This is a genomic window from Pradoshia sp. Z3_51 (assembly GCF_058215915.1).
On the sequence record NZ_JBZAJC010000020.1, the window covers coordinates 1 to 12,265 of the forward strand.

Sequence of the window (12,265 nt, forward strand, 5' to 3'; positions counted from 1 at the left end):
CCTGTGAGAGTAGGACGTTGCCGGGCAATTTAAGAAACCAGTTCAGTTGATGAGCTGGTTTTTTTGTGTTGTTTTTAAGACTGAAGGATACCTTCGAACGTTTGTTGAGAAGAAGGTACCGAGTGTTATGAGAAATAGCAGAAAGGTGTGTATGATCCATATTGGACGGATGCAGGGAATAGAAAGGGAAACATGGCATAAACGATTTTTACTTAATTCCTAACTATCAAACCCTTTGCATTGCCACACTGACCTATTTATTAGACATTCTCTATATACAATCTAACCACTCCGATATCAAGAATGGGATTTTAATTTCAGCTATACTCAGTAAGCTATTGATAAAGGGAAGATCATAAAAGGGCATCTCCTTAAATAAGTCTGACCACCACTCCGTTTCATATCGGGAAATCATACTGAGGTTATACAATAGTAAATAAAGTATTAACAGATCTGGTAAGGTAGAGGCTAATCCTTCTTTTTGTAAGGAAAGATGGAATGTGTCCGAATGTATATTAAATCTAAAAGGTACATCCCCAAGTATCGGAAGGTATGCTTTTTTAAAATGCAGATGCAATCTCTTCTCTCCATCCTGATGTATTTCCTGTATAGGTAGCTCCCACTTGGAGTTAAGAAAGTCCTTAAAACGTTCTGAGGTCATTTTATACTGATCCAAAACGATAGTCGGTAGATGGACTACAGTGTGTTCTTTGTTAAAAAGAACTTCAATACTTGTACATTTATTTTTTAATCTTTTAAAAAGGATTCCAAGCTCAGGGATTTCCTGAAGTATATCAATCATTGCTATTTTTTCGTTCTCCAATTGCTTTATTCCATATATCTTCTCGGCTGTGTGAGTAAATAATCCATGGCGCTGAATTTTAATTTCATCAAAAAGAAATTCGTATTGTTGTTTTTTCTTTTTCCTTGTGGATACCCCATGAGATAAGACAGCGGTTGTTTCCGGATAAAGCGGATCAACAACTAATAGACATGCCTTTAAAAAATGAGTAAATCCATAGTATAAAAGAAGCGGTTTTAGCTGAATAGGAAGAGTATCCAACTGTTTAAAATAAAGTATTCCAGTCTCAAGATAAGATATAAATTTGTTACAGTTATCGTAACTATATGTATCAGCATTCAGTAGTCCTAATTTATTATAGGCGTTTTTTAAGTATTTCTGTGTGTAGTTTGTTGAATAATAAGGTGAGAACAGATGATTATAATCATATTGTTGTTTGGACATAACTACCCCTCTTTAATTGTTTGAATATTTAAACTAGTTACTTTTTCCTTGACAGTAGTTTGTCCAATTGTTAATCTACAAATAAATTTTTTTGGGAATGGAGGACATAATATGTGGAAAGATAAATTTTCCAAAGAAGGCTTAACCTTTGATGATGTATTACTTATACCAGGTAAATCTGAAGTGTTACCTAAGGATGTATCACTAAAGGTGAGTTTAGCAGACAACTTAGCCCTAAACATTCCTATAATTAGTGCGGGTATGGATACAGTAACTGAGTCTGAGATGGCTATAGCAATGGCTAGACAAGGCGGACTGGGTGTTATTCATAAGAACATGTCTATTGAACAACAAGCTGAACAGGTTGATAAAGTAAAGCGTTCCGAAAATGGTGTCATAACAAAGCCATTTTTCTTAACTCCAGAAAACCAGGTTTACGATGCGGAGCATTTAATGGGCAAATATAGAATATCTGGTGTTCCGATTGTTAACAACAAGGAAGAAAAGAAATTGGTAGGTATTATAACAAACCGTGATATGCGCTTTATTCGCGATTACTCCATGCGTATTGATGATGTTATGACAAAGGAAAACTTGGTAACAGCTCCTGTGGGAACTAATCTAGAAGAGGCGCAGAAAATTCTACAGCAATATAAAATTGAAAAGCTCCCTCTAGTAGATGAAGAGGGTACACTTCAAGGCTTAATCACTATTAAAGATATTGAAAAAATAATTGAATTCCCAAGATCAGCAAAAGACAAATACGGAAGATTACTTGTAGCTGCTGCTGTAGGTGTTACATCTGATACTATGAAAAGGGTAGAGATGCTGGTTAGCGCAGATGTAGATGCGATTGTACTGGATACAGCGCACGGCCACTCTAAGGGTGTACTTGATAAGGTACGTGAAATTAGAGAAACATTCCCTGAGTTGACTATTATTGCAGGGAACGTTGCAACTGCTGAGGGTACAAGAGCGTTAATTGAGGCTGGAGCTGATATTGTAAAAGTAGGTATTGGACCTGGTTCTATTTGTACAACACGGGTCGTTGCTGGTGTAGGTGTGCCACAAATCACTGCCATTTATGATTGTGCAACTGAAGCAAGAAAGCACGGTAAGTCGATTATTGCAGATGGTGGTATTAAATACTCTGGTGATGTTGCTAAAGCATTAGCAGCAGGCGGACATGCCGTTATGCTGGGCAGCTTATTAGCAGGAGTGACTGAAAGTCCGGGAGACACTGAAATCTTCCAAGGCAGAAGATTTAAAGTATACAGAGGCATGGGTTCAGTAGCAGCAATGGAAAAAGGATCTAAGGATCGTTACTTCCAGGAAGATGCGAAGAAATTTGTTCCTGAAGGTATAGAAGGAAGAATTCCTTATAAAGGTCCATTAGCTGATACGATTTATCAGCTTATCGGTGGTCTTCGTGCAGGTATGGGTTATTGCGGAACGAAAGATTTAGAAGAGCTCAGAGAGAATTCACAATTTGTCAGAATGACTGGAGCTGGATTAAAAGAAAGTCATCCGCATGATGTACAAATTACAAAAGAGGCACCGAACTATTCCTATAACTAAGTTATCAAGCACTAAAGAAAAGGTGGCAGAGTATCTTTATACTCTGTCTATTTTTTTTAGTCCTTTTATGATACAATAACAAAAGTGTTTAATCGACAATCATTGATAATCAGGGGGGATATACTTGAGACAGGCAAAACAATTAACTTCTTTACTTGCTGTATTAACATTACTTGTTACATTTGTTTTTCCATTCACGAATACTACTGCATATGCCGAAGACGAGCTAGGACTGAGTGCTGAGGCAGCAATACTAATAGATGCGACTAGTGGAAAGATTCTTTACGAAAAAAATTCTGATAAGGTGCTTGGCGTAGCATCCATGTCAAAAATGATGACAGAGTATCTTGTATTAGAAGCTATTGAAGACGGGAAAATTAAGTGGGATCAAACTGTTACAATTGACGAATATGTACATAAACTCTCAGGAGCTCCAGGTTTATCGAATATAGGTTTGACACAAGGTGAAACTTATACTGTTAAAGAGCTTTACGAGGCAATGGCCATATTCTCAGGTAATGCTGCTACAGTAGCTCTCGCACAAGTGGTTGGCGGTACTGAAAAGAATTTCGTGAAATTAATGAATGAGAAAGCCGAAGAGTTAGGTTTGAAAGACTATAAATTCGTTAACTCGTCCGGTTTAAATAACTCAAGCCTGCTTGGCCAGCATCCTGCAGGTGAAGAGAATGATGAAAATCTTATGTCAGCACGTGCAACTGCTAAGTTGGCATATCATTTAGTAACAGACTATCCTGAGATGATAGATACTGCTAAAAAGCCAGAATTAAAATTTAAAGATGGCAAAACATATAAAAATTTCAACTGGATGTTGCCAGGATTGATTGCAGAGTATAATGGTGTAGATGGATTAAAGACCGGTTCTACAGAATTCGCCGGCAACTGTTTCACTGCAACAGCTGAAAGAGATGGAAAAAGATATATCTCAGTTGTGATGAAAGCAGACAGTAAAATGTCACGTTTTTCAGAAACTGAAAAAATACTTAACTATGCTTTTAATAACTTCTCCACAGAGGAGATTGTAGAAAAAGGATATCAAGTAAAAGGTCAAAAAACACTACCTGTTGCAAAAGGGAAAGAAAAGTCTGTAGCTATTGAGACAAACAAGGCAATTAACCTTATTGTAAAAAATGGCGAAAAGGAAAATCTTAAGACTAAACTAGTATTAGATAAGGACAAGCTTGATGAAGATGGCAACCTGGTGGCTCCAGTGAAAAAAGGAGATAAGGTTGGTTATCTAACTCTTGAATCCGACAAGAGTGATCTTGGCTTCTTAACAGAGGAAGGGCAAAAGAATATCAGCGTTGATGTTGTAGCTGCTGAAACTGTTGAAAAGTCAAACTGGTTTGTATTATCCATGAGAGCAATCGGAGGCTTCTTCGGTGATATGTGGGATAGTATCACTGGAGCAGTTAAAGGTTTATTCTAAAATTTTATTTTTATGATTGAATATAGTTGCGCGAAGAGTGTATGATAGTTAATAGAATATTAAATGAATAAACGAATAGCGTTGATGAGAACCAGTAATCAGAGTAGCATATCTGAAGAGAGCCAGTGGGTGGTGCAAACTGGCGATATCGTCTGATGAATCCATCTCGGAGCAGGATATCGAAATCTTAAAGGAGAATAAATATCCTCGGTTTTAAAAGCCGTTATCTTATGAGGTGGTAGGCATTTATATAAAATGCCTATAACTAGGGTGGCAACGCGGATAAAACTTCCGTCCCTTTTAGGGACGGGAGTTTTTTGTTTGTTTACAATAATTTAAAAGGAGGAATTTAGTATGCTTGATGTAAAACTATTGCGTGCAAACCTTGAAGAAGTTAAGGAAAAGCTAAAACACCGTGGGGAAGATTTGAATGATCTAGATAAATTTGAGGATCTCGATAAACGCCGCAGAGAATTAATTGTTGAAACTGAACAGTTAAAAAGCAGAAGAAATGAAGTCTCCCAACAAATTGCTATGCTGAAAAAAGAGAAAAAGGATGCCGATGCGTTAATTATTGAAATGCGTGAGGTTGGCGAAAAAATAAAAGGCTTCGATCAGGAATTGCGTACAATTGAAGAAGAACTGGATTCAATTATGATGACTATCCCTAATATCCCGCATGAAAGTGTTCCTGTCGGAGATTCTGAGGATGAAAACGTTGAGGCGCGAAAGTGGGGAGAAGTGAGAGACTTTGGATTCGAGCCAAAGCCACACTGGGAGATAGCTGCTGATTTAGGAATCATTGATTTTGAACGCGCTGGAAAAGTTACAGGAAGCCGCTTTGTATTTTACAAAGGATTAGGAGCAAGACTTGAACGTGCTTTAGCAAGCTTTATGTTAGATCTACACGTTGAAGAACATGGTTATACAGAAATGCTTCCGCCTTACATAGTTAATCGTGCAAGCATGACAGGTACGGGCCAGCTGCCTAAATTTGAAGAGGATGCTTTCTTAATTAACAGTGAGGATTACTTCTTAGTTCCTACTGCTGAAGTTCCAGTTACGAACTATCACCGCGATGAAATACTATCTGGTGATGAACTGCCAATAAGCTATGCTGCTTACAGTGCTTGTTTCCGATCTGAAGCAGGATCTGCAGGTCGTGATACACGTGGATTAATTCGCCAGCATCAATTTAACAAAGTAGAGCTCGTTAAATTTGTAAGACCAGAGGATTCTTATGAAGAATTGGAAAAACTAACAGGCCATGCGGAAAAAGTTCTGCAATTGCTTGGGCTTCCATACCGTGTGTTAAAAATGTGTACGGCAGATCTTGGTTTCACAGCAGCTAAAAAATATGATTTAGAAGTTTGGATTCCAAGCTATGAGACGTATCGTGAAATTTCTTCTTGCAGTAATTTTGAAGCCTTCCAGGCTCGTCGTGCCAATATTCGTTTCCGCAGAGATATAAACGCTAAGCCTGAGCATGTTCACACATTAAATGGATCTGGCCTAGCGATTGGACGTACTGTTGCTGCAATCCTTGAAAATTATCAGCAGGAAGATGGATCTGTATTAATTCCAGAAGCTCTTCAACCTTATATGGGTGGAAAAAAAGTTATCACAAAAGCTTAAGATGAAGAGCATTCACAAACTGCTGATATGGGGAAGGGTGCTAAAGTCCATTTGAAGGACTGTGTTGGAATCGATCCCTTCGCCAAATAATAAGTATAACTAACAAAGGGATATCCACATCCGCCAAGTTTGGCATGTGGATATCCCTTTTTATATAAAAATGAGTGCTCCTTAAAAGTTAGGCATTAATCTGCCTTTTAAGGGATGTTTATATAGATATTTTTTAATAGGAGATAATGCATTGAAGTGGTCAAAATATATTTAATTGGATTCGAATAAGTTATATAGCCTTAAGCGCAGGAATAGCTCAATCTGTTTTAGGTGGGTGGGGAGAGCACGTAGGATAGGGATTTTGAGAAATAACTGGCGGACTATATCTAATAGTAGAATGACAATGAAGATAAAATTAAAGACCTGATTCCAGTAAGAATAGCGAAATCAGGTCCTTTAAGCAGCCCTAATAGGTCAAACCTTCTAGGTAGTATAAAATGTAATATTTTTAAAATACCTTTTTCAATTTTCCAGATTGCTGAATTTGTTCTGATACACGTTCAAGAATATCGTGAACAGCATTTGGATCTTCAGCTAAATCATAATCTTTAATATTTAATCGCAATATTGGGCAAGCATTGAAGGAATTAATCCACTTTTCATATCTTCCATGCATTTCCTCCCAATATTCTACAGGAGTTTGCTGCTCCATTTCTCTGCCGCGCAATTGAATACGGTTAAGAATATCATCCAGGGAGCCTTCCAGATAAATAAGTAAATCTGGATGCGGAAAATATGGAGTCATCACCATAGCTTCAAAAAGACTTGTATAGGTTTCATAATCTGTTGGATTCATGGTTCCTTTGTCATAATGCATTTTTGCGAAGATGCCTGTATCCTCATAAATAGAGCGGTCTTGAATAAAACCACCGCCATATTCGAAAATACGTTTTTGCTCTTTATAGCGTTCTGCTAAGAAATAGATTTGAAGATGGAAGCTCCAACGTGAAAAGTCAGCATAAAAACTGTCAAGATAAGGATTAGTATCTACCTTTTCAAAGGAAGTACGAAAATCGAGTTCTTCTGCTAATGCTTTTGTTAATGTAGATTTTCCAACGCCGACAGTACCGGCTACAGTAATAACAGCACTTTTAGGGATTTGATATTTAGGATGAAGAATCATGAACAAACTCCTTTTTGCAGTTGATTAGATACAGACGTTAAGATCAAATCCAGGTCTTCTTTTCTTAGGATGAAGTCCATTTCATCACCATTAAAGCGAAGTACCGGGATATCAGGATGAGCTGCTTCAAATTCATTCATGAATTGAGCGTAGTCTTCTGATAACTGCATTAAATATTTTTCACTTATATTTTTCTCAAATTCTCTGCCGCGGAGTGCAATTCGATGCATTAGCGTTTCAATACTTGCGTCCAGATAAATGACCATATTAGGTCTTGGCATATCCATAGTTAGTATGGAGTATATGTCTTTGTACTTGCTGAATTGAGACTCTTGTATGGTTCTTTGGGCAAAGATGAGATTTTTAAAGATATGATAATCTGCTACGACGGGTTGATTATTTTGGATATACTTTACTTGAATATCCTCTAATTGTTTATAACGATTACATAGGAAGAACATTTCTGTTTGAAAGCTCCATTCCTGAATATCATCATAGAATTTATCTAAAAACGGATTTTCATCAACTATTTCCTTTAGCAGCTTATATTGAAAATGGCTGGCTATTGCTTTCGCCAATGAAGTTTTCCCCACACCAATGGGACCTTCAACAGTAATAAATGGGGTATGGTTCATATGAGGTCCTCCTTACCTTTATGTTACTCTTTTCTAAAGACCGAGTATTATTGTACCATATAGACTTAAGAATTCATTATAAATAATATTGATAAATAAAGTCCATATTTTTATAATCCTACTGTTTAAGGGGTTTTAGCAAAATGAATGATGATAAATTTTTTATGCAAGAAGCAATTGAACAAGCAAAAGCTGCACAAGACAGTAATGAAGTTCCGATTGGAGCGGTTATTGTTAAAGATGGAAAGATCATTGCTCGTGGGCATAATCTGAGAGAGACGAATCAAAGTGCTACCGCCCATGCTGAAATTCTAGCAATCCAGAATGCTTGCGAGAAATTGGGTACATGGCGACTTGAAGGGGCATCCCTATATGTTACATTGGAACCTTGCCCGATGTGTGCCGGTGCTATTTTGATGTCTCGTGTTGATCGGGTAGTATATGGTGCAAATGATCCAAAAGCAGGCTGTGCGGGAACATTTATGAATCTCCTCGATGATTCACGTTTTAACCATCAATGTGAGGTAATTACAGGGGTATGTGAAGAGGAGTGCAGTCACTTATTAACATCCTTTTTTAGAGATTTAAGGGAAAAGAAGAAACTCGCAAAGAGAAATAGACAGTCGGAAAACAATGGGTGAATTTACAGGTTCAAGATATTGCATTTTTATTTATTTATAGGTATACTAATTTATGCGTCAGTAAAGACGCCTAATATTGGTTTCAAATTTGCCGTGCTAGGTGGGAAGGTAGCGGTGTCCTGTACTTGCAATCCGCTCTAGCAAGACGGAATTCCCTCCCTCGGTAGGTACTCTGTAGGGTCTGACCTTTGTAAGTGGTGTTGACGTCTGGGTCCTGCGCAATGGGAACTTATGAACCCTGTCAGGTCCGGAAGGAAGCAGCAGTAAGTAAGACCTCTCATGTGCCGCAGGGCAGCCTGGACTGAGCTAACTGCACTGGTTCCGCTTATGGATATCTATCAACGGAGGGTGCACGGCAGTTATTTACATAAAAAGATTAAAACCATTCGTTTAAAGAATGGTTTTTTTTATGCATTTTTGCCGTTTGTAAATGTCACTATTTACGATATAATATAAGGGATTATGTAAGGAAGGGGCAGGAATATTGGGTTATCAAGCATTATACCGAGTTTGGCGTCCTCAGGCTTTTGAAGATGTGATCGGTCAGGAACATGTTACTAAAACGCTCCAAAATGCCCTGCTGCACCAAAAAATATCCCATGCTTACCTTTTTTCAGGTCCACGTGGGACAGGTAAAACAAGTGCAGCGAAAATATTAGCGAAAGCAGTTAACTGTGAGCATGCCCCAGTTCAGGAGCCATGTAATGAATGTGCATCATGCAGGGGTATAACAGATGGTTCGATCTCTGATGTATTAGAAATTGACGCAGCCTCCAATAATGGAGTTGAAGAAATTAGAGATATACGTGATAAGGTAAAATATGCGCCTTCATCGGTTAAGTACAAAGTGTATATCATTGATGAAGTCCATATGTTGTCAACTGGGGCCTTCAACGCTTTACTGAAAACACTTGAAGAACCACCGGCTCATGTTATATTCATTTTAGCTACTACCGAGCCACATAAAATTCCTCTCACTATTATTTCAAGATGTCAACGCTTCGATTTCAAACGCATCACTCCACAGGATATTGTCGGAAGGATGGAAAGAATCTTAACTGAAACCGGCATTTCATACGATCAGAATGCATTATTGGTTATCGCAAGAGCGGCAGAAGGCGGTATGAGGGATGCCTTGAGTTTGCTGGACCAGGCCATATCATTTGGTTCCGACAACATTACATTAGAGGATGCACTGACCGTTACTGGAGCTGTTTCACAATCCTTTTTAACTAAGATTGTAAGTGCAATCTATAAGAGAGAGACAGCCGAAGCATTAAATCAACTCCAGGAATTACTAGCTTTAGGGAAAGATCCAATTCGTTTTGTTGAAGATATGATTCTGTATTTTCGGGACATGCTCCTATTTCAGGCGGCACCAGAGCTCGAGGATTCAATGGAAAGAGTTTATATAGATCAAGATTTTAAAGAACTTGCTGAAAACATTTCGTCAGATCAACTTCATTTTTGGATTGATCAATGGAATCGTTCTATTCAGGAAATGAAGTGGTCCAGTCACCCTAGAATATTTTTGGAGGTTTTGTTGGTAAAGCTTTGCCAAAGTGAACCGGAAAGCAGCAAGAGTTCAGTTACAGACGACACGATTCAAAAACTAATGAATAAAATCAATCAACTGGAAACTCAGTTAAACACCATACGTGAAAATGGAGTTGCGATTAATAAAGACTCAGCTCCTGCTAAAGAAAAGGCTAAAGTAACAACAAACCGATCCTTTAAAGTGCCGGTAGGACGAGTTAACGATATATTAAAAAGAGCAACCAAGCCCGATTTATTAAAGATAAAAAGCAATTGGGGTGGAATGCTTGAATCGCTGAAAAAATCACAGGCGGCATTATTAAATGATGCAGAACCTGTAGCTGCCTCTAATGATGCTTTTGTGTTAAAATTCAAATATGAAATTCATTGCCAAATGGCTATGAATAATCAGGAGTTCATCAGTGGTTTAAAGGGTACACTACAGCAAGTGACAGGCAATCTATACGATATTGTTGGCATTCCGGAAGAAAGCTGGCATAAAATTCGCCAGGAGTTTGTTTCTACTCAAAAACAAGACCAACCGGAATCTCAAGAGACAAATGAGGAAACAGAAGATCCGCTGATTTTTAAAGCAAGAGAACTTTTCGGCGATGAACTTTTAGAAATAAAAGATTAATTTTATGGAGGTAACAATATGCGCGGAATGGGCAATATGCAAAATATGATGAAACAAATGCAAAAAATGCAAAAGAAAATGGCGGAGGCTCAAGAAGAGCTTGGTCAAAAACGAATCGAAGGTACAGCTGGCGGAGGCATGGTGACAGTTATAGCTACAGGCCATAAAGAAATCGTTGATGTGAAAATCAAAGAAGAAGTAGTGGATCCTGACGATATCGAAATGTTGCAGGACCTTGTGCTTGCAGCTACAAATGACGCATTAAGAAAAGTGGATGAAATGACAAATAACACAATGGGTCAATTCACTAAAGGGTTAAATTTACCGCCAGGATTCATGTAAGGAGAAAAATTATGCATTATCCTGAACCGATATCCAAATTAATAGACAGTTTTATGAAATTGCCAGGTATTGGCCCGAAAACGGCCGCCAGACTGGCATTTTTTGTTTTGGACATGAAGGAAGACACAGTACTGGACTTTGCAAAAGCATTAGTTAATGCAAAGAGAAATTTAATGTATTGTTCTGTATGTGGTCATATTACTGATAAAGATCCTTGTTATATTTGTGATGATAATTATCGAGACAAATCTATTATTTGTGTCATACAAGAACCAAAAGATGTAATTGCTATGGAGAAAATGAGAGAATTTAATGGACTTTATCATGTGTTGCACGGCAGTATTTCTCCAATGGATGGAATAGGACCCGAAGATATAAATATTCCAAGCCTATTGAAGAGATTGCAGGATGAAACGGTAAAGGAAGTTATTCTGGCTACAAACCCTAATATTGAAGGAGAAGCAACAGCTATGTATATCTCCAGACTACTAAAACCAACTGGTATAAAGGTCACTCGTATTGCTCACGGTCTTCCAGTTGGCGGTGACTTGGAATATGCAGATGAGGTTACCTTATCAAAAGCTATCGAGGGTAGAAGAGAATTGTAACGATTGTAAGGAGGAAATACCTTGTTGTTTCGTAGAAAAGGAAAGCTGCGCAAGGAATTTGATGAAAAGCTTCTGGAGGATATCGGTACGATGAAGGTGAATTGGTTTAACCATAAAAGCCTTATCGAGACGAGTTACGATCCTTCATTTGATACAATCTCCCAAGCAAAGTTGAGTGAATTAAAGTATTATTATTTATTTAAAGAAGCGCGGAAACGGAAAATATCGGTCAAATAGGGTGTTGAGCACTAAATGATTGTTCTAATTTAATGGCCTGTCTCATACAGTATGAACAAATACTTGGGAGGGGTTTAATTGGAACATGGTGTATTTATTGCTGTTGTTGTCGGTATGATTCTTTTATTATTCCTAGTTGGAACACCTTTTAAGCCATTAAGGATGCTGGGACGTTTTTCAGTCAAGCTGATTATGGGAGCCGTTATATTATATATTGTTAATATAGTAGGCGGAAAATATGGGATGCATATCCCGATTAATCCATCCACTACTCTTGTATCTGGAATTTTAGGATTCCCTGGAGTTGCAGCTTTAATAGTGATTCAAAAATGGATTATCTCCTGAAAAGTTAGGCTGCAATCAGCAGTCTAACTTTTTTTGAAAAAAGTATTGCAATATAGATATGTAAGTGATATATTAATAAACGTCGCTGCTGCAGTAAATAACATGAAGCAAGCGATAAAGAAAAAATAAAAAAGTTGTTGACAAAAGGTTGCTAACTTGATATGATAGTTAAGTCGCCAAAACGACAACAAAACAGATTGTTCT

12 protein-coding genes, 1 other RNA gene and 1 other annotated feature are annotated in these 12,265 nt (G+C 37.8%); of the genes, 10 read left to right on the plus strand and 3 right to left on the minus strand.

The window, feature by feature from the left end; genetic code table 11:
* Positions 1 to 271: 271 nt before the first annotated feature.
* Positions 272 to 1,246: a YaaC family protein gene (locus AC4BHA_RS18975; RefSeq protein WP_066103303.1), complete on the minus strand. Its 975-nt coding sequence runs from the start codon at positions 1,244 to 1,246 to the stop codon at positions 272 to 274.
* A gap of 111 nt (positions 1,247 to 1,357) precedes the next feature.
* Between AC4BHA_RS18975 and guaB the strand changes: the two genes are divergently transcribed.
* From guaB to serS, 3 genes are all read left to right on the plus strand, one after another.
* On the plus strand, positions 1,358 to 2,824 hold the full coding sequence (gene guaB / locus AC4BHA_RS18980; protein ID WP_066103306.1) for an IMP dehydrogenase: 1,467 nt from the start codon (positions 1,358 to 1,360) through the stop codon (positions 2,822 to 2,824).
* Between the two features lie 124 nt (positions 2,825 to 2,948).
* A complete protein-coding gene (locus AC4BHA_RS18985) occupies positions 2,949 to 4,271 on the plus strand; it encodes a serine hydrolase (protein ID WP_490559055.1) in 1,323 nt (440 codons plus the stop codon).
* 72 nt (positions 4,272 to 4,343) lie between these two features.
* Positions 4,344 to 4,573, plus strand: a binding site (T-box leader).
* 52 nt (positions 4,574 to 4,625) lie between these two features.
* Positions 4,626 to 5,906, plus strand: a complete 1,281-nt coding sequence (gene serS, locus AC4BHA_RS18990; RefSeq protein ID WP_066103313.1) for a serine--tRNA ligase — start codon at positions 4,626 to 4,628, stop codon at positions 5,904 to 5,906.
* 499 nt (positions 5,907 to 6,405) lie between these two features.
* Here serS and AC4BHA_RS18995 read toward each other — a convergent pair whose 3' ends face one another.
* A complete protein-coding gene (locus tag AC4BHA_RS18995) occupies positions 6,406 to 7,080 on the minus strand; it encodes a deoxynucleoside kinase (protein WP_066103316.1) in 675 nt (224 codons plus the stop codon).
* Positions 7,077 to 7,715 carry a deoxynucleoside kinase gene (locus tag AC4BHA_RS19000; RefSeq protein WP_066103319.1) on the minus strand — a complete coding sequence of 213 codons (639 nt, stop codon included), beginning with the start codon at positions 7,713 to 7,715 and terminating at the stop codon, positions 7,077 to 7,079. The genes AC4BHA_RS18995 and AC4BHA_RS19000 overlap by 4 nt, the downstream gene beginning before the upstream one ends.
* Before the next feature lie 143 nt (positions 7,716 to 7,858).
* Here AC4BHA_RS19000 and tadA point away from each other — a divergent pair, with 143 nt between their 5' ends.
* From tadA to AC4BHA_RS19035, 7 genes are all read left to right on the plus strand, one after another.
* A complete protein-coding gene (gene tadA / locus AC4BHA_RS19005; RefSeq protein ID WP_066103321.1) occupies positions 7,859 to 8,356 on the plus strand; it encodes a tRNA adenosine(34) deaminase TadA in 498 nt (165 codons plus the stop codon).
* A 91-nt stretch (positions 8,357 to 8,447) separates the two neighbouring features.
* Positions 8,448 to 8,712, plus strand: an RNA gene (gene ffs / locus AC4BHA_RS19010) — signal recognition particle sRNA large type.
* Between the two features lie 128 nt (positions 8,713 to 8,840).
* The gene (gene dnaX, locus AC4BHA_RS19015; RefSeq protein WP_066103322.1) at positions 8,841 to 10,529 is read left to right on the plus strand and encodes a DNA polymerase III subunit gamma/tau; all 1,689 of its coding nucleotides are present in this window, start codon (positions 8,841 to 8,843) and stop codon (positions 10,527 to 10,529) included.
* A gap of 18 nt (positions 10,530 to 10,547) precedes the next feature.
* Complete coding sequence (locus tag AC4BHA_RS19020; protein ID WP_066103325.1) at positions 10,548 to 10,871, plus strand: YbaB/EbfC family nucleoid-associated protein; 324 nt, start codon at positions 10,548 to 10,550, stop codon at positions 10,869 to 10,871.
* 11 nt (positions 10,872 to 10,882) lie between these two features.
* Positions 10,883 to 11,479, plus strand: coding sequence for a recombination mediator RecR (recR, locus tag AC4BHA_RS19025; protein ID WP_066103328.1), 597 nt, complete (start codon positions 10,883 to 10,885; stop codon positions 11,477 to 11,479).
* A gap of 21 nt (positions 11,480 to 11,500) precedes the next feature.
* Entirely contained in the window at positions 11,501 to 11,716 is a 216-nt protein-coding gene (locus AC4BHA_RS19030) for a YaaL family protein (RefSeq protein WP_066103333.1), read from the plus strand.
* A 78-nt stretch (positions 11,717 to 11,794) separates the two neighbouring features.
* The gene (locus AC4BHA_RS19035) at positions 11,795 to 12,061 is read left to right on the plus strand and encodes a pro-sigmaK processing inhibitor BofA family protein (protein ID WP_066103336.1); all 267 of its coding nucleotides are present in this window, start codon (positions 11,795 to 11,797) and stop codon (positions 12,059 to 12,061) included.
* Positions 12,062 to 12,265 lie beyond the last annotated feature (204 nt).